The following is a 25,617-nucleotide window of genomic DNA, read 5'->3' on the forward strand; positions in this document are numbered from 1 at the left end:
GGTAAAGCAGCCTTGTCTTGCTTTGGATGGTGCTCACGAAAGGAATCGAACCTTCGACCTCCTCCTTACCAAGGAGGTGCTCTACCGACTGAGCTACGTGAGCGTGAAACCTGGGTGTTGCGACCCGCCTGCGCGGGCTTTACTGCAATGGGACCGACGCGGGCGAATTCAACCTTACCGCCGACGAAGCCGTTCAATGGAGCGGGAGACGGGATTCGAACCCGCATTATCAGCTTGGAAGGCTGAGGCTCTAACCATTGAACTACTCCCGCGCCGCGTACAGCCATTACAGCGTTGGAACTTTAATCTGAAACCCGCATCGCCGACATCCTTGAAAGCGAGATCGTCGTTGCTTGATTCCACTAGTGCCTGCCGCGCCAGAAGCCGTCGAACTCGAAAAACCTGACGAACCGTTGCCTGTCGCGATGAAACTGGTGGAGGGAGGTGGATTCGAACCACCGAAGGCGTAAGCCAGCAGATTTACAGTCTGCCCCCGTTGGCCGCTTGGGTATCCCTCCAAAAGAGCCCGTAATTCTGGCGCGCGTTCTTCAGGAAGTCAACGCGTTTTCGTACAACTTTTTTCGGAATCTTCTCGCGCCGGCCGAACCGGCTGCCAGGCGCCCCCGAAACGGCCGCATAGTGTACTCAGACATTGAACCGGAAGTGCAGTACATCGCCCTCTTGGACGCGATATTCCTTGCCTTCCAGGCGCAGACGCCCGGCATCGCGGGCTCCGGCCTCGCCCTTGTACTTGATGAAATCGTCGTAGGAGATGGTTTCGGCGCGGATGAAGCCCTTCTCGAAGTCGGTGTGGATCACCGCGGCGGCCTGCGGCGCGGTCGAACCGGCCTTGACCGTCCAGGCGCGCACTTCCTTGACCCCGGCGGTGAAGTAGGTCTGCAGGCCCAGCAACTCGTAACCGGCGCGGATGACCCGGTTGAGGCCGGGCTCGGCCAGGCCGAGGTCGGCCAGGAAGGTGTCGCGGTCGGCGTCGTCGAGCTGGCTCAGCTCTTCCTCGATCGCGGCCGAAACCGGCACGACCTGGGCGCCCTCGAGCTTGGCGCGCTCGCGCACCGCATCCAGGTGCGGGTTGTTCTCGAAACCGTCCTCGAGCACGTTGGCGACGTACATCACCGGCTTCAGAGTGAGCAGGAACAGATCGCGCAGGGCGGCCTTGTCGTCCTCGGACAGGCTCAGCGCGCGCGCCGGCTTGCCGGCGTCCAGACCCTCGCGCACGCGGCCCAGGACCTCCTTGCGCACGATCGCTTCCTTGTCGCCGGTCTTGGCCGAGCGCTCGGCGCGCTGGTAGGCCTTCTCGACGCTTTCCAGGTCGGCCAGGGCCAGCTCGGTATCGATGGTCTCGATATCGGCGATCGGGTCGACCTTGTTGTTGACGTGGATGACGTCCGGATTCTCGAAGCAGCGCACCACGTGGGTGATGGCGTCGACTTCGCGGATGTGGGCGAGGAACTTGTTGCCCAGGCCCTGCCCGCTCGCGGCGCCGGCGACCAGGCCGGCGATGTCGACGAATTCGACCGCGGTCGGCAGCAGCTTCTGCGGCTTGACGATCTCGGCCAGCGCGTTCAGGCGCGGATCCGGCACCGGCACGGCGCCGACGTTCGGCTCGATCGTGCAGAACGGGAAGTTCGCCGCGGCGATCCCAGCCTTGGTCAGGGCGTTGAAAAGGGTCGACTTGCCCACGTTGGGCAGGCCGACGATGCCGCATTTGATACCCATGGCTTTGATCCGGTATTCGTGATTCGAGATTTGGGATTGGGGACTCGCAGGCAGCGGGGCCTGGCGAATCCCCAATCCCGAATCCCTAATTACGGGGCGTGTGCAGGCGGGTCATGGCGTCCATCAGGTTGCCCTGCACCGCCAGCGGCATGACCTCGATGGCGTCGTCGATCGCGCGCAGGATGGTCGCCTCGTCGGCCTTGCCGGGACGTCCGAGCACCCAGGGAGTGACCTTGTCCTTGTGGCCGGGGTGGCCGATGCCGATGCGCAGGCGGTGGAACTTGCCGTGACCGAGCAGTTGGATGGTGTCGCGCAAGCCGTTCTGGCCGCCGTGGCCGCCGTCGAATTTGAGCCGGGCCGTGCCGGGCGCGAGGTCGAGCTCGTCGTGCGCCAGCAGCGCCTCTTCGGGCTCGATCTTCCAGTAACGCAGGGCCGCGGCGACCGACTTGCCCGACAGGTTCATGAACGTGGCCGGCTTGAGCAGCCAGACCGGGCGTCCGGCGATCTCGATCTTCGAGGTTTCGCCGAACAACTTGGACTCCAGACCGAACCGGCCGCCGAACTTTTCGTTCAGGGCGTCCACAAACCAGAACCCGGCATTGTGCCGGGTCCGGGTGTGTTCCGACCCCGGGTTGCCGAGGCCGACGATCAGGCGCAGATCTGCCATCGCGTAAGACTATCCGTGTACGCAAACCGGCGCGCCGATCAGGGCGCGCCGGTCCACGATCACTTCTTGTCTTCGTCCTTCTTGGCGACCTTGGCAGCCGGCACTTCGGCGACCGGCGCCTCGGCGGCTTCTTCGGTCTCTTCCTTGCCGTGCTTGGCGATCACGACGGCGACGTCGTGTTCCTTGCCCAGCTTCAGCTCGGGGATCTCGACGCCCTTCGGCAGCTTGAGCTCCGAGAGGTGGACGATGTCGCCGACGGCGAGCTTGGACAGGTCGATCTCGAGGAACTCCGGCAGGTCCTTCGGCAGGCAGCTGATTTCGACTTCGTTGAGCTCGTGGGTCACGACGACGTCGGCAGCCTTGCCGGCCGGCGACTTGTCTTCGTTGAGGAAGTGCAGCGGCACCGCGACGCGGATGGCCTGGTTCTCATCCACGCGCTGGAAGTCCAGGTGCATGATGATCTGCTTGTACGGGTGGCGCTGCATATCGCGCAGCAACACGCTCTCGCTCTTGCCGTCGACATCGAGGGTCAGGATCGAGGAGTAGAACCACTCGTGCTGGCTGGCCAGCCACACTTTCTCGTGATCGAGCTGGATCGGCTGCGGCGTAGCCTTGCCGCCGTAGATGATGGCCGGGATGCTGGCGGCACGACGCAGGCGGCGGCTCGCACCCTTCCCCTCGACGTTGCGGCCAGTGGCCTTGATGATGTGTTCGGACATTGTCGTTTACTCACTTTTACAGCGTTAGGATCGCCTCGCGGCGATTTGGAGACTCATCCGCGACCAGATGAGCCTTTGGAGCTGGGATTGGGGATTCGGGATTTGAGATTCGCAACGGCGGTCATGCCGCTCTTGCTTCGACGAATCCCTAATCCCGAATCCCCAACCCCGGATTTCAATCCACGTACAACGAGCTGACCGACTCGCCGAAGGCGATGCGGCGGATCGTTTCGGCCAGCAGCTCGGCGACGCTGAGCTGGCGGATGCGGCCGGTGGCGCGGGCCGCGGCGGTCAGCGGGATGGTGTCGGTCACCACCAGCTCGTCCAACTGCGACTTCATTACGTTGTCGATCGCCGCGCCCGACAGCACCGGGTGGGTGCAGTAGGCGACGACTTTCAGCGCGCCCTGCGCCTTGAGCGCGGCCGCGGCGGCGCACAGGGTGCCGGCGGTGTCGACGATGTCATCGACCAGCACGCAGGTCTTGCCGGACACGTCGCCGATGATGTTCATCACCGTGGCGACGTTGGCGCGCGGACGGCGCTTGTCGATGATCGCCAGGTCGGCGTCGTCGAGGCGCTTGGCGATCGCGCGGGCGCGGACCACGCCGCCGACGTCGGGCGAAACCACGATCAGGTTGTCGGTGCCGTGCGCGCGCCAGATGTCGGCGAGCAGCAGCGGCGAGGCGTAGACGTTGTCGACCGGGATGTCGAAGAAGCCCTGGATCTGGTCGGCATGCAGATCGACCGTGAGCACCCGGTCGGCACCGACGGCGCCGAACATCTTGGCCGCGACCTTGGCGGTGATCGGCACGCGCGAGGAGCGCGGGCGGCGATCCTGGCGGGCGTAGCCGAAGTACGGCACCACCGCGGTCACGTTGGCCACCGATGCGCGCTTGAGCGCGTCGATCAGGACCAGCAGCTCCATGAAGTTCTCGGCGGTCGGCGCGTTCGTCGACTGAATGACGAACACCTCCTGGCGACGCACGTTCTCTTCGATCTCGACCTGCACTTCGCCGTCGGAGAAGCGCCCGACCAGGGCCTTGCCGAGCCGGATGCCGAGTTCCTTGCATACCGCTTCGGCAAGCGGACGGTTGGCATTACCGCTGAATACCAGCAGGTTGCGATCGTTTTGCACTGTCTTCTCCGCTTCGCTCTGACCGTGGCGGCTGGTGATGATTGGGGAGTGGGGAATCCACGATTCCCAACTCCCAGCATTCGATGGCAGGGGCGGTAGGATTCGAACCTACGAATGCCAGGATCAAAACCTGGTGCCTTGGGCCTCTTGGCGACGCCCCTGCGGAAGATTTGCCTCGAGCGTGGCACACAGCGCGGAACGCCCTGCACCGCCCGCCGTCCAGACCCGTAGGCCGGAAGGCAGTTCCGCCAGCGCTGCCTCGGCGGATTCGCGCTGCGCGAACTCGACGAAACACCCGCTGCCAGAGCCGGTCAGGCGTGGCGAACCGATCTGCGACAACGCGGCGAAGGCGGCCTCGACGGCAGCTTCGCGCTTGCGCAACACCGGCTCGAACGCATTCCCGAGCGGCTTACCCGAAACGAAGTCCGACATTGTCGCGGGCGCGGCATCCCGCGTCAATTCAGACGATTGAAACAAGGCCGCGGTCGGCGCATGAACGCCGGGGTCGACCAGCACGTACCAGGCCGGCGCCAGCTCGACCGGCCGCAGCACCTCGCCGACGCCTTCGGCCCACGCATTCTCACCACGCACGAAGACTGGCACGTCAGCGCCCAGGCGCAGCCCGAGTTCGGCTAGACGGTCCACACCGAGATTCGTGCCCCACAGAGCGTCCAGAGCGACCAAGACGGTTGCCGCATCCGACGACCCGCCGCCGAACCCGCCGCCGGCCGGAATGCGTTTTTCGATGACGATGTCGGCACCTTGACTGCTGTTCGACTCCTTCTGTAGCAGCAAGGCAGCCCGCACGGTGAGGTCGTCGTGCTCGGCCACGCCGGCCACCGAGGCGCCGTGACGGATCACCCGACCGTCCGCGCGCGGGCGCAGGCGGATGGTGTCGCCCCAGTCGAGCAGACGGAACACGGTCTGCAACAGGTGGTAACCGTCGGCACGGCGACCGGTGATGCGCAGGAACAGGTTCAGCTTGGCCGGGGCGGGCCAGGTCGACCAATTCGACTCGATCGGAGCGGTCGGCTCGGAGAAAGGGGCGGACATGATCGGATCGCAGCTCGGGGGCGTTATCGGTCGGGCGTTAAGGGGCGGGATTGAACGCTCAGGATCAACGGCCGGCGCCGTCGGACGCCTGCACCGTCTGCGCGCCCTGCCACTGGTCGACGATCAGGCGCACGCGGGCGTCGCCGCGGCGCGCGTCCAACCGCGACGGCAGGTCGCCGGTGAGCGGCCATTCGTAGGCGATGTTCCAGCCGGCCTGCTCGATCGAAAGCGGGCGGCCGTCGGGCCCCGCGGCGATCCGCGGCGCGGCGGCGCCGGCGGCCGGCAAGGCGCGCAGCCAATCGGCCAGGGCCTCGACCGGAATATCCCAGCCGGTGGCCTCGTGCAGCACCGCCGCGGCGTCGACGCCTTCGCGCGGACCGCCTTCGAGGCCTTCCAGACGCGCTTCGCCGGGGCCGCCGGCGAGACGCCAGCTCTGCCGGGTGACCGGCGCGCTGAGGGCGACTTCGTAGCGCTCGCCGCGCTGGCTCCATTCGATGCGGCCGCTGCCGCCCTTGCCGGCGTTGGACACGGCGATGCGGCCGGTCAGCGACCACTCGCCGCCGGCGCGGACCCGGGCGATGCGCCCGGCTTCGCGCTCGGCCGCGACCGCCGTGGGCAACACTTCCGGCGGCGGGCGCCTGACGCCCTGCCCGGCGCAGGCGCTCAGCAACAAAACCAATACCGCGGCCGCGACGGACTTTGCCGGGCGCGAAACAGGGTGCGCCGAAATAGAGCGCGCCTTAAGACGCGAAGCGACCGACCGCGCGCTCACAGGCCGAGCTTCTTCAGCGCGCGCAACAGCGAGCGGTTGTCGGGATCGATCTTGCGCGCCTGCTCGAAGTATTTGCGGGCTTCCTCGCGCTGGCCGCTCTGCCACAACACCTCGCCGAGATGGGCGGCGATTTCGGCGTCCTTCTGCATGGTCAGGGCCCGGCGCAGCTCGGTTTCGGCTTCTTTGATGCGGCCAATGCGGTACAGCACCCAGCCGTAGCTGTCGACGATCGCGTAGTTGTCGGGCTCGGCGTTGCGCGCGCGTTCGATCAATTCCAGCGCTTCCTGGAAGCGCGTGGTGCGGTCGGCCAAGGTGTAGCCGAGTGCGTTGAGCGCCGCGATGTTGTCGGGCTCGGCGACCAGGATGCGGCGGAAATCGGCCTCGGCGCGGGCGATGTCGTCGCGGCGCTCCCAGCTCAGGGCGCGGGCGTAGAGGATCTCGGGTTCGTCCGGAAATGCCGCCAGGCCGCGCGCGAACGCGTCGTTCTCGCCAGTGTCGTTCTTGTCCTCGCCGCGCAGATTGGCCTCGACGATATAGGCATCGCGACGGGCGTCGTCGCCGGTCGACGCGTCGGACTGGATCGCGCGCAGGTTCGCGTAGGCCTCGTCGTTGCGCTTGAGCTTGTGCAGGACGTTGCTGCTGCGCAGGCGCGCGATCGAACGCGGCTGCCCGGCAGGCACACCCTGGTACCAGCCCAGGGCTTCCTCGTAACGCTCGAGGAATTCGGCCAACTGGCCCAGCAGCAGGCGCCGCGCAGGGTCCGGCTTGGCTGCGTTCTCGCGCAGCTCGTCGTAGAGCTTGGTCAGGGTCGGCTTGTCTTCGGCGCGGGCCAGGTAGGACGCGCGCAGCGAATAGGTCTGCTCGTCCTGCGGGCCGCGCGCCAGGGTCGCGGCGACCGCCTGAAAATCGTTGAGCGCTTCGTACTGCTCGGCGATCAGCGCGCGCAGATTGGTGTCGCGATCGGCCAGCGCGACGATGCTCTGCAGCATTTTTCGGGCTTCGTCGTCCTTGCCCGACTCGCGCAACTGGCTCACCCGCAACAGGGCCACGCGCGGCTCGCCGGGGAAGCGGTCGACCACTTCGGCGACGATGCGTTCGGTAAGTTTGGGCTGGTCCAGGCGCTGCGACAGGCCGCCGAACGCGACCCAGGCCATCAGGTTGCCGGACGGGATCTTGCCGCCGTCGACGAGCTTCTCGAGCACGCGCGCGGCCTGCTTCGGGTCTTTGGAACCGCTGGTCAACACGATCAGGGCCTGGCGCCAGCCGGCCTCGGGATCGTTCTCCATCAGAGCGTTGAGCTGACGCAATGCGGCGCGGTCGTCGCCGCGCCGCAGCGACAGGGTCGCTTCGGCGGCGCCGATCGAGGTGCCCTTGCCGCCCAGCTTGCGCCACAGCGCCAGGGCCTCGGCGGCCAGCGCGTCCTGCTTGGCGACCACGGCGATGCTGGTCGCGCGCTCGGCCAAGCCGACGTCGTTGGCGGCGCGCGCCGCCTTGAGATAGGCCTCGGCGGCTTCGTTCAGCTTGCCGGACTGGAGGGCGAATTCGCCGCTCAGCAGCGATTCCAGCGAGGCCCCGGTCGGGTCCTTGGCGGCGCGCGCCTGGATCGTGGACTTGGCCGTGGCCAGGGCGGCGGCCGACACCGGCGTCGACGGCTCGGCGGCGGCGCTGCCGAGCCAGCCGCCCAGGGCCAGGGCCAAAACCGCGATTTGCAGGCCCCGCCGCGGCGCGGCGGGCCGGCGCGAACCGAGGCCGGCGTGGGCGCGCCGCGCGGCCTCGACCGAGTCGTCGCTGCCGTCATCGTTGCCATCTATTGGACCGATCGAGCAAATCGAATCGTAGGGAACCACGTGGGGACCAGTGGGCCGGTAGAATGGCGGCCTTCAGCAGCCCGCAGCTTATCGCAAGCACCTGAACCGATGTCCCGCGACGCACGCCGCCTCATGAAACTTTTTTGCGTCGCCGCGACGGCGGTTTACTGCGTCCGCCGCCCGGGATCGAAGCGCGCCCACCGATGAGTCTGTTCGTTCTAGGCATCAACCATCAGACCGCGCCGGTCAGCCTGCGCGAGCGCGTGGCGTTTTCCGGCGACACCGTCACGGCCGCGCTCGACGCCCTGCGCGCGCTCGCGCCGGTACGCGAAGTGGCGTTGCTGTCGACCTGCAACCGCACCGAGCTGTATGCGGTGGCCGACGACGACGGCCGCGCCCTCGCCGACTGGTTGGCCACGCACCCGGACGACGTCGGCGATCTGCACGCCTACCTCTATCGTCATCGCGATGCCGACGCCGTGCGCCACCTGTTCCGGGTCGCGACCGGGCTCGATTCGCTGGTGCTGGGCGAGCCGCAGATCCTCGGCCAGGTCAAGGACGCCTGGGCGACCGCGCGCGCCGCCGGCACCCTGGGCAGCCAGCTCGACCGCCTGTTCCAGCAGGCCTTCTCGACCGCCAAGCGCGCGCGCACCGACACCCGCATCGGCGCCAATCCGGTGTCGGTCGCCTCGGCCGCGGTGCGCCTGGCGCAGGAGTCGTTCGCACGCCTGGAAGACTCGACCGTGCTCCTGGTCGGCGCCGGCGAAACCGTCGAACTGGCGGCGCGGCATCTGGTCCAGGCCAAGGCCAAGCGCCTGCTGATCGCCAACCGCACCCTCGCCCACGCGCAGGACCTCGCCACCCGCCACGGCGGCGTGGCCCTGCCATTGAGCGAACTCGAACGCCACCTGGGCGAGGCCGACATCGTGCTGTCGGCGACCGCCAGCCGCGAACCGATCCTGCACCGCGCCCAGGTCGCCGCCGCGCTCGCTACCCGCAAGCACCGGCCGATGCTGTTGTTGGATCTGGCGGTGCCGCGCGACATCGCCGCCGACGTGGCCAGTTTGAAAGACGTGTTCCTCTACACCGTCGACGACCTGGAACGCGCGATCGAAGACAACCGCCGCAGCCGCCGCGAAGCCGCGACCGAAGCCGAGGCCATCGTCGAGCTGCAGGTCGCCCGCTTCGTCGAGACGCTGGCCGCGAGCACGCGCACCGCACCGATCAAGCGCCTGCGCGACCATGGCGAGGCCGCGCGCGAAGAAGTGCTGGCGAAAGCCCGCCAGCAACTCGGCGCCGGGCAGGACCCGGCGGAAGTGCTGAACTTCCTCGCCCACACCCTGACCAACCGCCTGCTGCACGCCCCGACCGTGGCCCTGCGCGAAGCTGCGTTGAGCGGCAATACCGAACTCGCGCGCGCGGCCGACAAATTGTTTCCGGCGGTGGGGCCGGGAATCGGAAATGGGGAATCGGGAATCGAAACAGCGGATTCGTCGGGCGACCGTTAGCGACCAGATCTGATCGCATGCGCTTCCGACTCCCGACTCCCGATTCCCTATTCCCGGCTCTCCAATGACTCCCACCCTGCGCCGCAAGCTCGAAGCCCTGGCCGAACGCCGCGAAGAACTCGAACGCCTGCTCGCCGACCCCGGCGTGATCGGCGATAACGACCGCTTCCGCAAGCTCTCGCGCGAATTCGCCCAACTCGAACCGGTCGCGGTGGCGCTGGCCGAGGAAGCGCGCGCCAAGGCCGATCTGGCCGCCGCCGAAGCGATGCGCAATGATCCCCAAGTCGACAAAGACCTGCGCGATCTCGCCGACGAGGAAATCGCCGCCGCGCAGACGCGCCTGGAACAGCTCGACGTCGAACTGCTGGCGCACCTGATCCCGAAGGACGCGCGCGACGAAGGCGACCTGTACCTGGAAGTGCGTGCCGGCACCGGCGGCGACGAAGCGGCGATCTTCGCCGGCGATCTGTTCCGCATGTATGCGCGCTACGCCGAACGCCAGGGCTGGAAAGTCGAGATCGAATCGTCCAATGCCGGCGAGCACGGCGGCTACAAGGAAATCATCGCCCGCGTCGAAGGCCGCGGCGCCTATTCCAGGCTCAAGTTCGAGTCCGGCACCCACCGCGTCCAGCGCGTGCCCGAGACCGAATCGCAGGGCCGCATCCACACTTCGGCGGCCACGGTGGCGATCATCGCGGTCGAGCCGGAAGGCGAACCGATCGAGATCAACCCGGCCGACCTGAAGGTCGATACCTTCCGTTCTTCGGGCGCGGGCGGCCAGCACGTCAACAAGACCGAATCGGCGATCCGCATCACCCACATCCCCAGCGGCGTGGTGGTCGAGAACCAGACCGAACGCAGCCAGCACGCCAACCGCGACAAGGCGCTCAAACGGCTGCAGGCGATGCTCGCCGACGCCGCGGCGGCGAAGGCCGCGGCCGCGCAGGCGCAGGATCGGCGCCTGCAGGTCGGCAGCGGCGACCGCAGCCAGCGCATCCGCACCTACAACTTCCCGCAGGGCCGCATCACCGACCACCGCGTCGAAGGCCTGACCCTGTACGACCTGCCCAACATCGTCGCCGGCGATCTCGACGGATTGATCGGGCGCCTGATCCACGAGCATCAGGCCGACGAACTGGCGCGCTTGTCGGCGGGTTGAGGCGGCCCTCACCCCAGCCCTCTCCGGCCAGCGGGAGAGGGAGCGAGTGCGAACCTCATTTGACCCGGCAACTCTCAGTAGAGACAAAACCGTCCCCACTCCCGCTGGCGGGAGAGGGTTAGGGTGAGGGCCCGCCTTGCATGACGAAACCGCTCCACCCGAATCGAAACGCCGCATTCGACCGCCGCCGCACCGCGCCCGAATGGAGCCATATAGCGCACAGCGCCTGAGCCAAAGCCTCCGCCATGCCCGCGCCTTGTGCGCCGCTGCGCGATTCGTCGAAGTCGCGCCGCACAGTCATGACGCCACGCACGTTCAACGGCCATAATCCGCCCTCCCCCGTCGGATCGCCCGCCATGAGCCTCTCAGTTCGCCGCGCAACCCTCGACGATCTCGACCTGCTGGCTCCGCTGTTCGATCACTACCGGCACTTCTATACCCAACGCCGCGACGAAAGCGTCTCGCGCGCTTTCATCGGCGAACGCCTGAGCCGCGGCGACTCGGTCGTGCTGCTCGCCACGCTCGACGGCGTCGACGGCGCCGGTTTCACCCAGTTGTATCCGACCTTCTCCTCGGTCCGCGCCGCGCGCGTGTGGGTGCTCAACGATCTGTTCGTCGATCCGACCGCACGCCGGCGCGGCGTCGCCCAGGCCTTGCTCGACGCCGCCGCCGGTTTCGCCCGCGCCGATGGCGCGGCGCGGCTGGAACTGGAAACCGACCACGACAACCTCACCGCCCAGGCCTTGTACGACGGCGTGGGCTGGCAGCGCTACGACGGCACCCAGCGCTACCACCTGCCGCTCAGTGCGGCCTGATCGCGCCATGCGCAACCGCTGCATGCCCGAACCCGGCGCGAATGCCCTCGTCGCGAGGTCGGCGCCGTGAACGACCCGCGCCTCGAACTGCGCCAGGCGCTGCAGCGCAATCCCGGCGACGCCATGGCCTGGATCATGCTGGCCGAACACGAACTCGACGCCGGCGATGCCCGCGGCGGCGAAGCGGCGGCGCGACGCGCCTTGAACCTGCGGCCGGGTCATCCCGAGGCGCTCGCGCGCCTGGGCCGGGCGCAATGGATGCAGGGCCGCCGCGACGACGCGGTGACCAGCCTGCGCGCGGCCGCGCACAACGCGCCGCAGCACCCCGGCATCGCGGTGTGGCTGGCGCATGCGCTCGAAGACGTCGGCGATGCCGAAGGCGCGCTCGGGGCCTATGCCCATGCCTATGCGCTCGCACCGCGCGAACCGCAATTGGCCGCCTATCTGCTGGCGTGGCGACGCAAATTGTGCGACTGGCGCGATCTGGATACCCTCGCCGGCCAGGTCCGCGATGCGATCGCACGCGGGCAGGCCTCGGTCGAACCCTTCGCCTTCCTCAGCGAAGACGCCAGCGCCGCCGAACAACGCCGCTGCGCGGCGCTGCGCGCGACGGTGATCGCCGGCAGCGTGCGGCCTTTGCCGGCCGCACCGCAGAAAGACACATCGGCACCGATCCGGGTCGGCTTGCTCTCCAACGGCTTCGGCGCCCACCCGACCGGCCTGCTGATCGTCGCCTTGCTGGAAGCGCTGCAGCGGCGCGGCGGCCTCGACCTGCACCTGTTCGCCCTCAACCGCGACGACGACAGCGCCATCCGCCGCCGCCTGCATGCCGCCGCAAACGCTTTGCACGACGTCGCCATGCAACCTCATGCCCAGGTCGCCGCGACGATCCACCGCGCCGGCATCGACGTGCTGTTCGACCTGCGCGGCTGGGGCGGCGGCGGTGCGCCGGAAGTGTTGGCGATGCGGCCGGCCCCGGTGCAGGTCAACTGGCTGGCGTATCCGGGTACTTCGGCGGCGCCGTGGATCGACTACATACTGGCCGACCGCTACGTCCTGCCGGAAGCGCTGAGCGCCGATTTCAGCGAAACCGTGGCCTGGCTGCCGCGTTGCTTCCAGCCCTCCGACACCACCCGCGAACCGGCCACGCCGCCGAGCCGCGGCGAATGCGGCCTGCCCGACCAGGGCGTGGTGTTCTGCTGCTTCAACAACAGTTACAAACTCAATCCGCGCAGCGTCGCGCGCGCACTTGCGGTGCTGCGCGGCGTGCCCGGCAGCGTGCTGTGGCTGTTGTCCGGCCCGGGCCGCGCCGACCAGCGCCTGCGCGATTTCGCCAGCCGCCAGGGCATCGCGCCGGAGCGCCTGGTATTCATGCGCAAGCAGCCGCATGCCGATTACCTGGCGCGGCTGCGCCATGCCGACCTGTTCCTCGATACCGATCCCTACAACGCCCACACCACCGCCTCCGATGCGATCTGGGCCGGCTGTCCGGTGTTGACCTGCCCCGGCGCGACCTTCGCCGCGCGCGTGGCCGGCAGCCTCAACCACCACCTCGGCCTGGAGTCGATGAACGTCGCCGATGACGCGGCCTTCGTCGCCCGAGCGATCGCGCTCGGCAACGACCCGGGCGCGCTGCGGGCCTTGCGCGGCGAACTCGCCGCACGCCGCAGCGACAGCGGCCTGTTCGACATGGATGGCTTCGCCATCGATTTCGCGGCGATGACGATGGCGATGGCGCGCAGGCAGCGCAAGGGCGAAGCGCCGACGCCGCTGCGCGGGCCGGCGCGCTGATGTATCGGCGCGCCGGCACGATCACTCAACGAACGGTCGCGTAGCCTAACATTCCTTCGTTGACCTTGCCTTCGCAGCCGGGATCCCAGCTCACGAAATAGTCCTCATTGGAGCGGCAACGGTAGAACGGCTGGGCGCCGACGTAAGTAGGCTCGAAGCTGTAACCGAGCACGCTGTGTAATACGCCCATGCCTTCGCAGTTGCGGTCGCGGGTCGGAAAATCCTCGGTCGCGCTGCCGGTCTTGAAGCAACGCAGGATCGGACCGCCTTCCGCTTTCGGGCGAGAATGGGAGCTCAAACCAAAACCGGACTCGAAGCTCGCGCCGCGTTCGTTGCGGATGTTGGCCTCCTGATGCCAGCCGTTGAGCACCGAGCGATGGATCACGTAATTCGCATCGCCGTTGCGCTTGAGCGAAGGGTTCGTATCGGAGAATACGTTGCCCGATTCAGCGACGGCGAAGTTCTTGAATACGCTGACCCCGAGCACGCGGTTGGAGAGCAAACTGGAGTCCGAGTCGACCGCGCCGTTGGCGTTGAGGAAGAACGCCATGCCCTTGATGTTGTAGAGGTAGTTGCCGGACACGTCCAAGTCCCGCACCACGTCCTCAGCGCCGAGTTCCATGCCCCAGGTGTCGGTGCTCTCGCAGGTGGCGCAATAACCGTCGCCGATGATATTGCCCTGCACGACGACGTGAGCGCTGTTGGGTAGATACAGCTGGCCGCCGTTGATCTCCCTGCCCTGCGGATCCAACCACATGCCTTTGTAGTGGTTGCCTGTCAGAACATTACCGCGGATCAGGTTGTGCCCCGGCGCGTCGCCGTACACGCCCTGGAAGGCGATGGCGTTGGTGCGCGTATGCGTGAATACCGAATCGGTGACCGTGATGTAGCGACTGGGCACCGAGAAATCGCCGACCACCGTGCCGACGTACAGGCCGATGATGCCCGAGTCCGCCACCAAGGAACGATTGAAATTGAAGACCCGCGTGCCGGAGACGTAGATCGCGTATCCCTTGCCGTGATAGATACGCAGCCCCTGGAAGTCGACGTTGTTGGACCCGCTCACCAAAGCCACCGACGGACAGTCGTCCTCGGGGCGGCAGCCGGGCACGTTCTCGTCCTCGTCGATGGCCAAGTCGCTGACCCGGATGTATGAAGATTGATTGATATTGATCGCAGGACAAGCCGCGCGCGGCGCATAGCGCGACAAGGTATGGCCGTTGCCCTGCACCACCTTGTAGGTACTGAAATCGAGGTTCAGCAAGGCGCCTCCGCTGCTCGCAGCGGTGCAGCATTCGGCGCCGGCACAGGCCACATCGGCATTGAAGTTGAACACTTGATACTGGGCGCGATTGGCCACGCAAGTGTTGAGCGAGGCGAGGTCGTGGATCTGGCAGGTCGCGGCGCCGCCGCCACTCGGCATCGCAACCGCTCCTGGCGTTCCGATCGGCGCGTTGCCGTTTGGGGCCACGCCGTGCACGTAGACCGATTTGCCGGCGAACTGGACCCAGTCGCGGTCCTGGATCGCGATGGCGAACCGGTGCGCAGTGCCGGACGAGGCGCAGCTCGCGCCGACCGCCGACTCGCTGGCGGCGTTGGCCGGCCAACGCCCGACGAACTGTCCGCGCGGATAGGGGGCGTCGACGAAGACGTCGACCTGGATCGATGCCGAGTTGCCGGATTCGCAGGCCCATCCAGACAACACCGGCCGGCCACCTTCGCCGGGGTAGAAGCCATCGACGTTTCCGAGCACGGCCGCACCGGCCGAGGCGCTGGCGAGCAGGCCGAACAATGCCAGCAAGCCGGCGGCGGCGCGACACAGAGAGGGTTTACGCATGCATTGATCTCCTTGAGTACAGCATCATTCCTGTTGGCGCGGCGACAGGCGCAGCGCCCCAGCTCGTCTTCGCGATCGCTGGGGGCAGGGAGAATATAAGAAGGTGCCCAATGTGCGTTTCAACGCCTGCGACGCCCTGCCCCACAGCCGGCGGTTTGCGTTAGGCTGCGCGCATGACCGCAGAACGCGATTTCATCCCCCTCTCGCTGTGCGTGCTGACCGTTTCGGACTCGCGCACCCTGGCCGACGACAGTTCCGGCGACTATCTCGTCCAATCCCTCACCCAGGCCGGCCACCGCCTCGCCGAGCGCAAGCTGCTGCCCGACGATCGCTACAAGTTGCGCGCCGCGGTGTCGCAGTGGATCGCCGACGACGGCATCGACGGCATCCTGGTCACCGGCGGCACCGGCTTCACCGGCCGCGACTCCACGCCCGAGGCCCTGCTGCCCTTGCTCGACAAGGAAATGCCCGGCTTCGGCGAGCTGTTCCGCGCGATCAGCTACGAGGAAATCGGCACCTCGACCCTGCAATCGCGCGCCTTCGCCGGCCTGGCCAACGCGACCTTTTTGTTTTGCCTGCCGGGCTCGACCTCGGCCTGCCGCACGGCCTGGGAAAAGATCGTCAGCGCCCAGCTCGACGCGCGCACCCGGCCGTGCAACCTCGCCACCCTGCGTCCCCGCCTCAAGGAGTGATCGGCATGCCGCTCGACACCACCCTGCGCCTGTTGGCCAAGGCCCGCGGCCTCAACGCCACCGACATCGCCACCGCGATTCCGCGCGCTGGCGTCGCCACGGTCAGCGCCTGGCTGCGCGGCGACAAGCTGCCCGGCAAGGACCAGCTCGATGCGCTCGCGCGCGCCTTCGGCGTGCCGGCCGGCGCGCTGCTGTCGGAACTCGCCAGCACCCTCGACCCGGCCCGCACTCAGGGCGAACACGACCTGCTCGCTGCCTATCGCGCTCTCAACACGCGCCAACAGGGCGCCTTGCTCGAAGTCGCCACCACCATGGCCGGCACCCAGCGCAGTGCGGCGCCGCGCAAGACCGCGGCGAAGAAGAGCAAACGATGAGCAAGCTCAAGCGCAAGGACTACGAAGCGCAGTTGGAAACGCTGCAGCTGGAACTGGTGGCGATGGCGCGTTGGCTGCAGCACAGCGGCCGCCGCGTGGTGGTGCTGCTGGAAGGCCGCGACACCGCCGGCAAGGGCGGCGCGATCGGCGCGATCTCCGACCACCTCAATCCGCGCCAATGCCACATCGTCGCCCTGCCCAAGCCGAGCGAACGCGAAAGCGGCCAGTGGTATTTCCAACGCTACGTATCGCATCTGCCGGGCGCGGGCGAAATCAGCCTGTTCGACCGCAGCTGGTACAACCGCGCCGGCGTCGAGCAGGTCATGGGCTTCGCCGAACCCGCGCAGGTGAAGGCCTTCCTGCAGCAGGCACCGGTGTTCGAGAAGTTGTTGACCGACGACGGCATCCTGCTGTTCAAGTATTGGCTGTGCTGCGACCAGGAGCAGCAAGAAGAACGCTTCGCCGAACGTCTGGAAGACCCGCTCAAGCGCTGGAAACTTTCGCCGATCGACCTGGAAGCGCGCAGGCACTACGACGACTACACCCGCGCCCGCGAAGCCATGCTCAAGGCCACCCACAGCCCGCACGCACCGTGGACCCTGGTCGATTTCAACGACCAGCGCCAAGGCCGGTTGACCCTGATCCGGGACCTGCTGGCGCGCCTGCCCGACACTCACCTGCCGGATTCGGAACTCGAATTCGCGCCGCTCAAGGGCAAGCCGTCGAAAGAGAAATACGGCGTGCTGAAGCCGATCCGGGCTGGCAAGAAGGGCTGAGCGGTTCGCCATGAAGAGAACTTGGCGAACCCATCCCCTGTAGGAGCGACGTAAGTCGCGACCGCGACCTCTCAATGTCACGCCGATACCGGCCGCAGCCCGTCAGGGTAGGAGCGGCGCAAGCCGCGACTGCGCTGCAGCGGGTTTGCGGCGTTTTTCACAAGCAAGATCAATATCTAGATCAAACGCCAAAAGCCTCCGCCACTAAAGCGGCGGGTTACTTTCTTTTGTCATAAGCAACAAAAGAAAGGTAACCAAAGAAGTTGCTTTTCTTTGAATCACAGGCCCGCGCGTTCGATGCCGACGCAGGGATTTTTCATACGGGACATCCCTGTCCCGATGAAAAACGGCGTGCATCCCTGCGCGCCGCCCTCCGGGTCTTCTGTTGCCTTCGCGAGTGTTTTACGACGCACAGCAACAGCAACAGCAACAGCAATCCTGCAACCACGACGGTACAAAGGGTAGGAGCGGCGCGAGCCGCGACCGCGAATCTGCGGCTGCCGGCACCAGTGATCGTGGTTGCGCGGTCGCGGCTTGCGCCGCTCCTACCCTAAGAGCAAAACACGCGTTGCCGTTGCCGTTGCCGTTGCCGTAAAGAGCTTGGCGCAGTTTCGATCTAGCGATGCGATCATAGACCCGGAGGGCGGCGCACAGGACGTGCGCCGTTTTTCGATAGGACAAGGACGTCCTATCGAAAAATCCCGGCGCTAGCTACGCACTCGTGGCCTGTCCCCTTGCAAGGAGAGCCCTTTTCTTTGGTTACCTTTCTTTTGGGCTTAGCAAAAGAAAGTAACCCGGCCGCGTCAGCGGACGGAAGCTCTGCTCTTGATCGCGGTCGCGGCTTGCGCCGCTCCTACCCTCGCGACAGTTCAAGACTTCGATTAGGGACGTAAGCGATGCGGCCTCTGCGCATTCCGTGGTCGCGGCTTGTGACCGAAGGAAATCCAGTAGGGCGCCGCTCCTACCCCCGCGGGGGTACACCGCTTCGATCAGCGACATCGGCGCTGTCTACGCTGCGAATCCCCTTGGTCGCGGCTCACGCCGCTCCTACAGGACCGCGCCCGATAGCGCCGCGAGACCGAAGCGCGGCCATACCCCTCACTCGCCCTGCGAACGCCGATACGGGTGAAACAGCTGCAACAGCCACGGCTTCTGCGCCAACACCAGGCTCACGCCGACCCGCTCCTGCGCGCTCAAGGCGGCATCGCGCGCCAACAAGCCGTCGAACTCGCGCGCGACCTCGCCCAGGCGCTGCTTGAGCTGACGGATGCCGGCGACGCTCAGGGCGCCGCTGAGCAGCAGCAACACGTCCTGCTCGCCGTCGAAGGGATCCGCGAAATAATCGCCGAGCATGCGCAAGCGGAAATGGCGCTCCATCGGACCGTCGGCACGCCAGCGGAAGTTGCGCGCGGTCAGCGGCCGGCCGCGGTTGCCGGGCATCAATTCGATGATGCCGAGCCGGTCCAAGCGCACCAGCAAGGCCGTCCACTTGACGTCGTCGAAGGTGAAATGCGCCTGCACGTCCGCCTGCTTCCATCGGTTCAAGGTCAGGAACAAGGCCAATAGCAGGGCCGGATCGTCGACCAGGGCCTGCTCCTGCTCTTCGCTGAGCATGGCCATCGGCGCGCGGCCGCGGCCGGCTTCGGCGCTCAACTCGACCAGGCCGATATCGAGCACGTCGCAGATCTGCTCCAGCCGCTGCAGGCTCATCGCCCGTCGCGAAAACATCCGCTTGACCGCGGCCTCGCTGAGCTTGAGGCGCAAGGCCAGATCGCGGTAGGTCAGGTCCTGGGCGCGCAAAAAACGCTTCAGGCCGTCGATCAGTTCGATGGAAATCGCCATGCGTATCAAAATACGCTACCCGGTGGCGAATTCCGAGACACTTTGTCGATGATTATTGCATTCGCCCCGCGTCCCACCGAGGGTGGCCCCGGACCTTCACGAGACGGTGCGAGATGCCAAGGATTGCCAGCCGCATGTGTCCCCTCGCCCTCTCCGTTTCGGCCGCCGTTGGCCTGCTGGCAGGGACGCCGGCCTTTGCGGCGGTGCAGTCCGACGGCCTCAGCCGCCAGTCCGAACTCAGCCTCAACGCCTCGGTCGAAGTACCGGTGGCCGCGGCGCGGGCGCTGTCGGCCGGTGCGAAATTCTCGGTCGCCGGAGTCGAGGCCAGCGCCGAGGGCGTAACGCTGACGGTCTCGGCGGTCGGCTTGGGCACCTCGTTCGCCGTGGTGTTGTCGGCGCAGGCGGTCAAGCAGCTCGGCCTCAAGGTTGGCCAGGCTTTGACCGTGTCGGCGGTCGCCGGCGGTTGGCTGCTCAGCGGCGCCGATGGCGATCCCTTTTGCTTCATCCCCAACGAACGCGCCCGCGCGCTGATGCACAGCGAGCGGATCGATGCATGAGTGCCGCGCGCGTTCCTTTTGCTTATTCCGGATTCGCGGCCTGCAGGATGCTTATGGCCGCGTTGGCGGTGGTGGTCCTCGGAGTGTTGCCTGCACAGGGACGTGCAGGCACTCGCTGCGACGACCAGACCGTCACCCCACAGAAACTGGCCGCGGCGGCGCAGACCGCGCTGACCGTCGCCACCGCGCTCGAGCAACGCGATGCACCCGCCGCGCTGGTCGCCCGCGTCGGCACCGACTTGTCGGCGCAGGGTCTGGTCTATAGCCATGTCGGTTTCGTCGTGCGCGACCATGCCGCCGGCCGTTGGACCGCGGTGCATTTGCTCAACGAATGCGACAGCGACCGCTCCGGCCTGTACACGCAAGGCTTGGTCAACTTCTTCGCCGACGATCTGGTCAACCAGGACGCGCGCATCGTCTGGCTGCAACCGGCCCAGGCCGAACGCCTCGCCGCGCAGCTGCGCGGCCTGCCCAGCGGAGGCCTGCACCAGCCGCACTACAACCTGATCGCACGCCCTGGCAGCGCGGACTATCAGAACTCGACCGCATGGCTGCTGGAGCTGTTCGCCACGACCCTGCCGGACGCGTCCGCGCCGGGCAATCGGCGCGAGGCCTATCGCGCCGCGCTCGCCGATGGCTTTCGCCCCGATCGCGTGCGGATTCCCTATTCCAAGCGAGTGCTCGGCGGTTTGTTCACGGCCAATGTCGCCTTCAGCGATCACCCGATCGGCACCCGCCTCGCCGGCGATTACCCGGTGGTGACCGTGCGTTCGATCGTCGACTACCTGGCGCGCGGCGGGCACATCAGCGAGCAGCGCGAATGGCGCAACGGACGCTTGATAGCGAATCCGGGCGCGCTGTAGCCCGGCTCAACCGCAGAGGAAGCCGGCGCCGGCTTCGTCCTCGCGCGCCGGCTCGCGGATCACCCGGTCGACGCGCGCCTGCGCCGGGCCGTGGCCCAGCCAATCGGCCAGGCGCGCCACGGCGGCCTCGTCGCCGACCGCCAGCACTTCGACGGTGCCATCGGCGATATTGTTGGCGTAACCGCGCAGCCCCAGGGCGAGCGCCTGCTCGCGGGTCGAGGCGCGGAACCACACGCCCTGGACCTTGCCGGCCACGAAGAAACGCGCCGCGCTCATGCCTTCGGCACGGCGATCTGGGCCGAGGCCTTGGCGATGGCGGCCTCGATCTTCTTGGCGTCGACCGGGCCGAGAAATTTCTCCGCGACCTTGCCGTCGGGCCCGATCAGATAGGTCATCGGCAGGCCGCGCGGCGTATCGAAGGCTTTCGGCGGGTCGGCGACGTCGAGGATCGCGATCGGATACGACACCGGGTGCTTCTTGAGGAAGGCCTGCATGTCGGCGAGTTCGATTTCCTCGTAGGCCAGGCCGATCACTTCGATGTGGTCGCGCATGGTGTCCAGCGCCGACAACTCGGGCATTTCCTTGATGCACGGCGCGCACCAGGTCGCCCAGAAATTCACCACCACCCAACGGCCGCGGCGCTCGGCCAGGTCGTAGGTCTTGCCGTCGATGGTGGCGATGCGCAGCTCGGGCGTGTCGCTCGCGGCATCGGCGGGCGGCGCATCGGCCGGCTTGGCATCGGCCGGCTTCGTGTCCACGGCCGGGGCCGGGGCCGGCGCAGGTTTGGCGTCGGTCGTTGCGGCCGGCTTGCCGTCGCTGGCCGGCGTCTGCGGCTGCTGGCAGGCGCCGAGCGACAGCGCGGCAACGGCCAGCGCCAGTGCGGACAACGAACGCAGGCTGGACTTGCGATGACTCGGGATCATGTTCCTTCCTCTTCGGCGTGAATACTGGACACGCGTCGTTTCATGAGCGCGCGCAGGGGCACACGCAGTTCGTCCATCGCCGCGACCGCGGACTGGCCCAGCGAGTCGTCGCGGCACGGCAGCATGGCCTCGGCGATCGGGATGCGCAGGTTGCAGGCTTCGTACAACTCGCCGAGAGTCAGCTCGTCGAGATCACGCGCCAGCAGCCATTCGCCGTTCTCGGCGCGGCGCACCACGCTGATCTCGCCGAGTTGCTCGAGCATTTGCTGGACCAGCGAATCGGTCAGCATTGGCTCCAGTTGCTGGATGTCGTCGATATGCAGGCCGCGGCCGCGTTTGCGCGCCTCGTTGAAGCGGGCGAGCAGACGCAACAGGCCGTACATCTCGAAGCCCAGCGGCAGGCGCATCGAGGCCGGCTGATAGCGGAACGCCGAGATCGACGAGGCCAGCGACGCGCCGAGCAGCACCGCGACCCAGCTCAGATAGATCCACAACAGGAAGATCGGCACGAACGCCAGGGTGCCGTAGATCTTCGAGTACGAACCGAAATTGCCCAGGTACAGGCCGATACCGCCCTTGATGGTCTCGAACAGCACCATCGCCAGGAAAGCGCCGGCGACCGCATGCCGCCACTTGATCGTGCGATGCGGCACGACCCGGTAGATCGCGGCGAAGGCCAACCATTCCAGCAGCATCGGCGCGACCCGCAGCAACAGGCTTTCGAGCCAGCGGCCTGGTTGGGTCGAGAACACCTCCATGGCGAAGAAGCGCGCCGAGATCGCCAGGCTCGCCGCGGCGATCAGGGCGCCGAGCGTCAGCACGGTCCAATAGACCAGGAAGCGGCCCAGGCGCGGGCGCGGCGAATGGATGCGCCAGATCCGGTTGAACGCCGACTCGACTCCGTTGAGGGTGATCAACAACGAGACCACCAAGGCGATCACGCCGGCCGTCGTCAGCTGGCCGGCGTTGGCCGAGAACTGCTTTAGATAGCTCTCCACCGAGCGCGCCGCCGAGGGCACGAAGTTGGAGAAGATGTAGTCGCTGAGGCGGTCGCTCCATTCGCCGAACATCGGGAACGCCGACAACACGCCGAACACCACCATCGACAGCGGCACCAACGCGAACACGGTGGTGTAGGACAGAGCGCCCGCGGCCTGGAACAGGTTGTCGTCGAGAAAGCGGCGGGCCAGGAAGCGGAAGAACGTCCCGGCGCGAGCGCGATCGCGCACCCGGTCGCTCCAGCGATAAATCGAGTCCAAGGGTTCCATCCGGCGCAGGGTAACCGATGGCGCGTCACGAGGGCATGCGCTGCGGTTGCCCTGGGGGTTCGTCGGGGATGAAGGCATTGCGGCACCAGACGAATCGCCCCACCCGCAACGCCCACCCAGCCGCCCTGGCTCCCCAAAACCCCAATCGCCCTGCCCCCATCCTCTATCCTTGCCGCCTACAGGAGAGATCGATGACCGAAGTTCTGGTGCTCTATTACAGCCGCGGCGGATCGGTGGCGCGGCTGGCGCGACAGATCGCGCGCGGGATCGGCGAAATCGACGGCATCGCCGCGCGCGTGCGCAGCGTGCCGCCGGTGGCCGCGATCACCCAGACGGCGGCGCCGCCGGTGCCCGAGGACGGCGCGCCCTACGTCGAAGCCCGCGACCTGTCCGAATGCGCCGGGCTCGTGCTCGGCAGCCCGACCCGGTTCGGCAACATGGCCGCACCGGTCAAGCACTGGCTCGACGGGCTGGGCGCCGAATGGGCCAGCGGCGCCCTGGTCGGCAAGCCGGCCGGCGTGTTCACCTCGACCGCGAGCCAGCACGGCGGCCAGGAATCGACCCTGCTGACGATGATGGTGCCGTTGCTCCACCACGGCTGCGTGATCGTCGGCATTCCCTATACCGAACCCTTGCTCAGCACCACGCGCGGCGGCGGCAGCCCCTACGGCGCTAGCCATGTCGCCGGGCCCCAGGACGACCCGCAGCTCAGCGACGACGAAGCGGTGTTGGCGCGCGCCCTCGGCCGCCGCGTCGCCGAACTGGTCGCGAAGGTGAGCCGATGAGCGCCGCCCCGCCGCGCCCCCGCTCCAATCTCGTCCTGCTGCTCGCTTTGCTGGCTCTGAGTGCGCTGTATGCGGCGTGGATGCTGTCGCAGCGCCATCTGGCCGCGACCCTGGTCGTGTTCGTGCTGCCGCCGCTGTTGCTCGCGATCGGCGTGTGGCGGCAAAACCGCCATGCCGCCTACTGGGCCGGGGTGTTGGCGCTGGGCTGGTTCAGCCACGGGGTGATGGTGGCCTGGTCGCGGCCGCCGGAACGCCTGCAGGGCTGGATCGAACTGGCCCTGGCGGTGACCGTCGTGTTCGCCGCCAACCTGCCCGGCATCCAGGCCCGCTTCGGCAGGACATCCTGATCCGGCCCGGCGGGCATCCCGAGCCCGCGGCACGAAAACCACGCGGCACGACGACGCCGGCATCGACAGCGAACGACCCGGCCGGGCCCTGGCCATGGGCCTATAATCTCCGCTTCCCCGACCTCGCGACCTTACCCACGATGGACCAGCTCTGCATCGTCACCACCGGCGGCACGATCGACAAGATCTACTTCGACGACAAGTCGGACTACCAGATCGGCGAACCGCAGATCGGCCGCATCCTCGACGAGCTCGGCGTGGCTTTCCGTTACAGCGTGATCCCGATCATCCGCAAGGACTCGCTGCACATCAACGCCGGCGACCGCGAGCTGATCCGCGCCGCGATCGCCGCCCAGGACGCGCAGCACGTGCTGGTCACCCACGGCACCGACAGCATGGTCGAGACGGCCAAGGTGCTGGCGACCATTCCGAACAAGACCATCGTCATGACCGGCGCGCTGAATCCGGCGCGTTTCCGCGGCTCCGATGCCGAGTTCAACATCGGCACCGCGGTCGGCGCGGTGCAATCGCTGCCGCCGGGCGTCTACATCGCCATGAACGGCCGCATCTGGGACCCGAGCAAAGTCCGCAAAAACGTGGACGCGAACCGCTTCGAAGCGATCTGAGCGGCGCATCGCGCCGCAGTTCGCGCAAGCGTCTCTTTGCTGCACTGCGATGCTTCCGGATCGATGCATTAGGATCGGGGGCTGTCCGATAGCAATGGTGATCGCGATGCGCGTACTCGTCCTGGCCGTAGCGGTGTTGGCACTGTCGGCTTGTCAGAAACCCGCCGACAGTGCGGATTCCACCCGGACGGCCAAGAACGCCACCGGCCAGGCCCCCTCCGCATCGCCCGCAGCGTCGGCCAATCCTCTATTGCCGCCGGAACGCGTGCTGCGCAGCGACGCGATCGGCTACGACGGCTTCAACGGCAGCGACCAGGCCGGCACCGTCACCGCGAAGTTCGGCGCCGACAGCGCGAGCGTGCGTCAGGCCTGGGGCGGCGAGATGAAGGACAACCGCGATCAGCGCCCGGACGCCGCCTGCCACCTGCTCTATCCGGTACGCGGCGCGGTTACCCACCAGTACGCCTTCCTGATGGCCGGCGACAAGCTCGCCGGCATCGACGTCTACGACGCCAAGGCCATCGCCCCGGGCGGCGGCCGCGTCGGCATGAGCATCGCCGAAATCAACCAGACCTACGCCGGCCGGACCAAGCAGGTCGCCAACCCGACCTTCGAAGGCTCGGCCTTCATCGAAGTCGCCGCGCCGCAGGCCAAGAACAGCCAGCTGACCTTCGAGACCGACGCACTCGGCACGGTCACCCATTGGCGCATCAGCGAACGCGGCGCGCTCGAAGCCAGCGAGAGCTGCACGCGCTGAGGCGCGGTTCCAGCGCCAGTCGCACAGGCCCGCCCTGGCCGAAACCGGCGCCGATCGGGCGCGCCGGTCGGTGCCGGGCCGCCACTCGTCGCGCGGCACACCCGGAGCATGGTCATTTTTTGTGACTTTCGTCACTATTGAATGGTCAACGGGAGCCCGGAGCCATGCTCATCGCCTCGCCGCCGCCAGTCCAAACCTCGTGGGTCTTGCCCGACGCCACGGTCGAATCCGTTACCGTCCTGATCCAGCAGGCGCGGCAAGGGCGTAGCGACGCCTGGAACCTGATCTATGCGCGCATCTACCAGGATCTGCACCGGCTGGCGCGCTCCGAGCTGCGCCAGCGGGGCCGTCGTCCGTCGCTGTCGCCGACCTCGTTGATCAGCGAAGCCTGGCTGAAGATGGCCGGCGCCGCCTCCACCGCGGAAAGCCGCTTTCATCTGATCGCCTTGATCGCCCGCGCCATGCGCTACGCGATTCTCGACGAAACCAAGAAGGCGGTCGCGAGCAAACGCGGCCAGGGCGCCGAGTTCGTCGATTACAACGAAGACTTCAAGACCGGCGAAACCGCGCGCATGGAGGAGTTGGTGCTCATGGACCAATTGCTCGAACACTTGGGCAAGATCGACAAGCGCCTGGTCTCGGTGGTCGAGCTGCGCTACTTCGGCGGCATGTCCGACCGCGAGATCGGCGCGCTGTTCGAGGTCAGCGAAGAGCGTATCCGGCGCGAGTGGCGGACCGCGCGCAGCTATCTGATCGCTCACCTCGGCGCGGCCCCGCTGCCCGACCCTCCGGCCGCCTGAGCCCGC

26 protein-coding genes and 4 tRNA genes are annotated in these 25,617 nt (G+C 67.2%); 14 read left to right on the forward strand and 16 right to left on the reverse strand.

Annotated features, from left to right (window positions below; translation table 11 throughout):
- Positions 1-27: 27 nt before the first annotated feature.
- The 11 genes from ACKN61_RS18620 to ACKN61_RS18670 form a co-directional block, all read right to left on the reverse strand.
- A tRNA-Thr gene (locus ACKN61_RS18620) sits at positions 28-103 on the reverse strand.
- Between the two features lie 94 nt (positions 104-197).
- A tRNA-Gly gene (locus ACKN61_RS18625) sits at positions 198-272 on the reverse strand.
- 160 nt (positions 273-432) lie between these two features.
- A tRNA-Tyr gene (locus ACKN61_RS18630) sits at positions 433-518 on the reverse strand.
- A 127-nt stretch (positions 519-645) separates the two neighbouring features.
- Positions 646-1,737 carry a redox-regulated ATPase YchF gene (gene ychF / locus ACKN61_RS18635; protein ID WP_031373752.1) on the reverse strand — a complete coding sequence of 364 codons (1,092 nt, stop codon included), beginning with the start codon at positions 1,735-1,737 and terminating at the stop codon, positions 646-648.
- Between the two features lie 85 nt (positions 1,738-1,822).
- Positions 1,823-2,404: an aminoacyl-tRNA hydrolase gene (gene pth / locus ACKN61_RS18640; protein ID WP_408950742.1), complete on the reverse strand. Its 582-nt coding sequence runs from the start codon at positions 2,402-2,404 to the stop codon at positions 1,823-1,825.
- 59 nt (positions 2,405-2,463) lie between these two features.
- On the reverse strand, positions 2,464-3,123 hold the full coding sequence (locus ACKN61_RS18645) for a 50S ribosomal protein L25/general stress protein Ctc (protein ID WP_408950743.1): 660 nt from the start codon (positions 3,121-3,123) through the stop codon (positions 2,464-2,466).
- Between the two features lie 175 nt (positions 3,124-3,298).
- Positions 3,299-4,258 carry a ribose-phosphate diphosphokinase gene (locus ACKN61_RS18650; protein ID WP_408950744.1) on the reverse strand — a complete coding sequence of 320 codons (960 nt, stop codon included), beginning with the start codon at positions 4,256-4,258 and terminating at the stop codon, positions 3,299-3,301.
- 84 nt (positions 4,259-4,342) lie between these two features.
- Positions 4,343-4,419 (reverse strand) — tRNA-Gln (locus ACKN61_RS18655).
- A complete protein-coding gene (gene ispE / locus ACKN61_RS18660; RefSeq protein WP_408950745.1) occupies positions 4,382-5,311 on the reverse strand; it encodes a 4-(cytidine 5'-diphospho)-2-C-methyl-D-erythritol kinase in 930 nt (309 codons plus the stop codon). The genes ACKN61_RS18655 and ispE overlap by 38 nt, the downstream gene beginning before the upstream one ends.
- A 64-nt stretch (positions 5,312-5,375) precedes the next feature.
- Complete coding sequence (gene lolB / locus ACKN61_RS18665) at positions 5,376-5,990, reverse strand: lipoprotein insertase outer membrane protein LolB (RefSeq protein WP_408950746.1); 615 nt, start codon at positions 5,988-5,990, stop codon at positions 5,376-5,378.
- An 89-nt stretch (positions 5,991-6,079) separates the two neighbouring features.
- Positions 6,080-7,723: a tetratricopeptide repeat protein gene (locus ACKN61_RS18670; protein WP_408953859.1), complete on the reverse strand. Its 1,644-nt coding sequence runs from the start codon at positions 7,721-7,723 to the stop codon at positions 6,080-6,082.
- A 371-nt stretch (positions 7,724-8,094) separates the two neighbouring features.
- Between ACKN61_RS18670 and hemA the strand changes: the two genes are divergently transcribed.
- The 4 genes from hemA (at position 8,095) to ACKN61_RS18690 (ending at position 13,164) form a co-directional block, all read left to right on the forward strand.
- Positions 8,095-9,399 (forward strand): glutamyl-tRNA reductase, encoded by a 1,305-nt coding sequence (hemA, locus tag ACKN61_RS18675; RefSeq protein WP_408950747.1) that lies wholly within the window; start codon positions 8,095-8,097, stop codon positions 9,397-9,399.
- 64 nt (positions 9,400-9,463) lie between these two features.
- The gene (prfA, locus tag ACKN61_RS18680) at positions 9,464-10,558 is read left to right on the forward strand and encodes a peptide chain release factor 1 (protein WP_408950748.1); all 1,095 of its coding nucleotides are present in this window, start codon (positions 9,464-9,466) and stop codon (positions 10,556-10,558) included.
- A 356-nt stretch (positions 10,559-10,914) separates the two neighbouring features.
- The gene (locus tag ACKN61_RS18685; protein WP_408950749.1) at positions 10,915-11,373 is read left to right on the forward strand and encodes a GNAT family N-acetyltransferase; all 459 of its coding nucleotides are present in this window, start codon (positions 10,915-10,917) and stop codon (positions 11,371-11,373) included.
- Positions 11,374-11,496: 123 nt separating this feature from the next.
- Positions 11,497-13,164: a tetratricopeptide repeat protein gene (locus ACKN61_RS18690; protein ID WP_408953860.1), complete on the forward strand. Its 1,668-nt coding sequence runs from the start codon at positions 11,497-11,499 to the stop codon at positions 13,162-13,164.
- Positions 13,165-13,189: 25 nt separating this feature from the next.
- Here ACKN61_RS18690 and ACKN61_RS18695 read toward each other — a convergent pair whose 3' ends face one another.
- Entirely contained in the window at positions 13,190-15,001 is a 1,812-nt protein-coding gene (locus tag ACKN61_RS18695; protein WP_408950750.1) for a right-handed parallel beta-helix repeat-containing protein, read from the reverse strand.
- Between the two features lie 173 nt (positions 15,002-15,174).
- On the opposite strand from ACKN61_RS18695, the gene moaB reads away from it, so the two are divergent.
- Genes moaB through ppk2 form a run of 3 tightly spaced genes read left to right on the forward strand, consistent with a single transcriptional unit; the run spans position 15,175 to position 16,843 of the window.
- Entirely contained in the window at positions 15,175-15,693 is a 519-nt protein-coding gene (gene moaB, locus ACKN61_RS18700; RefSeq protein ID WP_408950751.1) for a molybdenum cofactor biosynthesis protein B, read from the forward strand.
- Positions 15,694-15,698: 5 nt separating this feature from the next.
- Positions 15,699-16,067, forward strand: coding sequence for a helix-turn-helix domain-containing protein (locus ACKN61_RS18705; protein ID WP_408950752.1), 369 nt, complete (start codon positions 15,699-15,701; stop codon positions 16,065-16,067).
- The gene (gene ppk2 / locus ACKN61_RS18710; RefSeq protein WP_408950753.1) at positions 16,064-16,843 is read left to right on the forward strand and encodes a polyphosphate kinase 2; all 780 of its coding nucleotides are present in this window, start codon (positions 16,064-16,066) and stop codon (positions 16,841-16,843) included. Before ACKN61_RS18705 ends, ppk2 begins: the two co-directional genes overlap by 4 nt.
- Before the next feature lie 1,098 nt (positions 16,844-17,941).
- Here the strand turns inward: ppk2 and ACKN61_RS18715 are convergent.
- Entirely contained in the window at positions 17,942-18,685 is a 744-nt protein-coding gene (locus ACKN61_RS18715; RefSeq protein WP_051885348.1) for a helix-turn-helix transcriptional regulator, read from the reverse strand.
- Between the two features lie 134 nt (positions 18,686-18,819).
- Here ACKN61_RS18715 and ACKN61_RS18720 point away from each other — a divergent pair, with 134 nt between their 5' ends.
- Positions 18,820-19,242, forward strand: a complete 423-nt coding sequence (locus ACKN61_RS18720; RefSeq protein ID WP_408950754.1) for an AbrB/MazE/SpoVT family DNA-binding domain-containing protein — start codon at positions 18,820-18,822, stop codon at positions 19,240-19,242.
- Between the two features lie 53 nt (positions 19,243-19,295).
- On the forward strand, positions 19,296-20,105 hold the full coding sequence (locus tag ACKN61_RS18725) for a DUF2145 domain-containing protein (protein ID WP_408950755.1): 810 nt from the start codon (positions 19,296-19,298) through the stop codon (positions 20,103-20,105).
- Positions 20,106-20,111: 6 nt separating this feature from the next.
- Here ACKN61_RS18725 and yccX read toward each other — a convergent pair whose 3' ends face one another.
- Genes yccX through ACKN61_RS18740 form a run of 3 tightly spaced genes read right to left on the reverse strand, consistent with a single transcriptional unit; the run spans position 20,112 to position 22,296 of the window.
- Positions 20,112-20,381, reverse strand: a complete 270-nt coding sequence (yccX, locus tag ACKN61_RS18730; RefSeq protein WP_408950756.1) for an acylphosphatase — start codon at positions 20,379-20,381, stop codon at positions 20,112-20,114.
- Complete coding sequence (locus ACKN61_RS18735; protein ID WP_408950757.1) at positions 20,378-21,028, reverse strand: TlpA family protein disulfide reductase; 651 nt, start codon at positions 21,026-21,028, stop codon at positions 20,378-20,380. Before ACKN61_RS18735 ends, yccX begins: the two co-directional genes overlap by 4 nt.
- Positions 21,025-22,296 carry a YihY family inner membrane protein gene (locus ACKN61_RS18740; protein ID WP_408950758.1) on the reverse strand — a complete coding sequence of 424 codons (1,272 nt, stop codon included), beginning with the start codon at positions 22,294-22,296 and terminating at the stop codon, positions 21,025-21,027. The genes ACKN61_RS18735 and ACKN61_RS18740 overlap by 4 nt, the downstream gene beginning before the upstream one ends.
- Positions 22,297-22,487: 191 nt before the next feature.
- Between ACKN61_RS18740 and wrbA the strand changes: the two genes are divergently transcribed.
- The 5 genes from wrbA to ACKN61_RS18765 all read left to right on the forward strand — a co-directional run bounded on the left by wrbA (position 22,488) and on the right by ACKN61_RS18765 (position 25,611).
- Positions 22,488-23,081, forward strand: a complete 594-nt coding sequence (gene wrbA / locus ACKN61_RS18745) for an NAD(P)H:quinone oxidoreductase (RefSeq protein WP_408950759.1) — start codon at positions 22,488-22,490, stop codon at positions 23,079-23,081.
- Positions 23,078-23,428 (forward strand): DUF2069 domain-containing protein, encoded by a 351-nt coding sequence (locus ACKN61_RS18750; protein WP_408950760.1) that lies wholly within the window; start codon positions 23,078-23,080, stop codon positions 23,426-23,428. The genes wrbA and ACKN61_RS18750 overlap by 4 nt, the downstream gene beginning before the upstream one ends.
- Positions 23,429-23,568: 140 nt before the next feature.
- Positions 23,569-24,054 carry an asparaginase domain-containing protein gene (locus ACKN61_RS18755; RefSeq protein WP_031373731.1) on the forward strand — a complete coding sequence of 162 codons (486 nt, stop codon included), beginning with the start codon at positions 23,569-23,571 and terminating at the stop codon, positions 24,052-24,054.
- Between the two features lie 106 nt (positions 24,055-24,160).
- The gene (locus ACKN61_RS18760) at positions 24,161-24,811 is read left to right on the forward strand and encodes a hypothetical protein (protein ID WP_408950761.1); all 651 of its coding nucleotides are present in this window, start codon (positions 24,161-24,163) and stop codon (positions 24,809-24,811) included.
- A gap of 164 nt (positions 24,812-24,975) precedes the next feature.
- The gene (locus tag ACKN61_RS18765) at positions 24,976-25,611 is read left to right on the forward strand and encodes an ECF-type sigma factor (protein WP_408950762.1); all 636 of its coding nucleotides are present in this window, start codon (positions 24,976-24,978) and stop codon (positions 25,609-25,611) included.
- Positions 25,612-25,617 lie beyond the last annotated feature (6 nt).

Origin of the sequence: Lysobacter sp. Hz25 (genome assembly GCF_046097045.1) — a bacterium.
GTDB classification, from domain to species: domain Bacteria; phylum Pseudomonadota; class Gammaproteobacteria; order Xanthomonadales; family Xanthomonadaceae; genus Lysobacter; species Lysobacter antibioticus_B.

Excerpts from the sequence above, each read along its gene's own strand:
- ACKN61_RS18735 (WP_408950757.1), bottom strand. The coding sequence starts at position 21,028 with ATGATCCCGAGTCATCGCAAGTCCAGCCTGCGTTCGTTGTCCGCACTG.
- wrbA (WP_408950759.1), top strand. The coding sequence starts at position 22,488 with ATGACCGAAGTTCTGGTGCTCTATTACAGCCGCGGCGGATCGGTGGCG.
- ACKN61_RS18740 (WP_408950758.1), bottom strand. The coding sequence starts at position 22,296 with ATGGAACCCTTGGACTCGATTTATCGCTGGAGCGACCGGGTGCGCGAT.
- hemA (WP_408950747.1), top strand. The coding sequence starts at position 8,095 with ATGAGTCTGTTCGTTCTAGGCATCAACCATCAGACCGCGCCGGTCAGC.
- ppk2 (WP_408950753.1), top strand. The coding sequence starts at position 16,064 with ATGAGCAAGCTCAAGCGCAAGGACTACGAAGCGCAGTTGGAAACGCTG.
- ACKN61_RS18695 (WP_408950750.1), bottom strand. The coding sequence starts at position 15,001 with ATGCGTAAACCCTCTCTGTGTCGCGCCGCCGCCGGCTTGCTGGCATTG.
- ACKN61_RS18685 (WP_408950749.1), top strand. The coding sequence starts at position 10,915 with ATGAGCCTCTCAGTTCGCCGCGCAACCCTCGACGATCTCGACCTGCTG.
- ychF (WP_031373752.1), bottom strand. The coding sequence starts at position 1,737 with ATGGGTATCAAATGCGGCATCGTCGGCCTGCCCAACGTGGGCAAGTCG.
- ACKN61_RS18690 (WP_408953860.1), top strand. The coding sequence starts at position 11,497 with ATGGCCTGGATCATGCTGGCCGAACACGAACTCGACGCCGGCGATGCC.
- ACKN61_RS18725 (WP_408950755.1), top strand. The coding sequence starts at position 19,296 with ATGGCCGCGTTGGCGGTGGTGGTCCTCGGAGTGTTGCCTGCACAGGGA.
- yccX (WP_408950756.1), bottom strand. The coding sequence starts at position 20,381 with ATGAGCGCGGCGCGTTTCTTCGTGGCCGGCAAGGTCCAGGGCGTGTGG.
- ACKN61_RS18755 (WP_031373731.1), top strand. The coding sequence starts at position 23,569 with ATGGACCAGCTCTGCATCGTCACCACCGGCGGCACGATCGACAAGATC.
- ACKN61_RS18720 (WP_408950754.1), top strand. The coding sequence starts at position 18,820 with ATGTGTCCCCTCGCCCTCTCCGTTTCGGCCGCCGTTGGCCTGCTGGCA.
- ACKN61_RS18765 (WP_408950762.1), top strand. The coding sequence starts at position 24,976 with ATGCTCATCGCCTCGCCGCCGCCAGTCCAAACCTCGTGGGTCTTGCCC.
- ACKN61_RS18705 (WP_408950752.1), top strand. The coding sequence starts at position 15,699 with ATGCCGCTCGACACCACCCTGCGCCTGTTGGCCAAGGCCCGCGGCCTC.
- ispE (WP_408950745.1), bottom strand. The coding sequence starts at position 5,311 with ATGTCCGCCCCTTTCTCCGAGCCGACCGCTCCGATCGAGTCGAATTGG.
- pth (WP_408950742.1), bottom strand. The coding sequence starts at position 2,404 with ATGGCAGATCTGCGCCTGATCGTCGGCCTCGGCAACCCGGGGTCGGAA.
- ACKN61_RS18645 (WP_408950743.1), bottom strand. The coding sequence starts at position 3,123 with ATGTCCGAACACATCATCAAGGCCACTGGCCGCAACGTCGAGGGGAAG.
- ACKN61_RS18715 (WP_051885348.1), bottom strand. The coding sequence starts at position 18,685 with ATGGCGATTTCCATCGAACTGATCGACGGCCTGAAGCGTTTTTTGCGC.
- ACKN61_RS18750 (WP_408950760.1), top strand. The coding sequence starts at position 23,078 with ATGAGCGCCGCCCCGCCGCGCCCCCGCTCCAATCTCGTCCTGCTGCTC.
- ACKN61_RS18760 (WP_408950761.1), top strand. The coding sequence starts at position 24,161 with ATGCGCGTACTCGTCCTGGCCGTAGCGGTGTTGGCACTGTCGGCTTGT.
- moaB (WP_408950751.1), top strand. The coding sequence starts at position 15,175 with ATGACCGCAGAACGCGATTTCATCCCCCTCTCGCTGTGCGTGCTGACC.
- prfA (WP_408950748.1), top strand. The coding sequence starts at position 9,464 with ATGACTCCCACCCTGCGCCGCAAGCTCGAAGCCCTGGCCGAACGCCGC.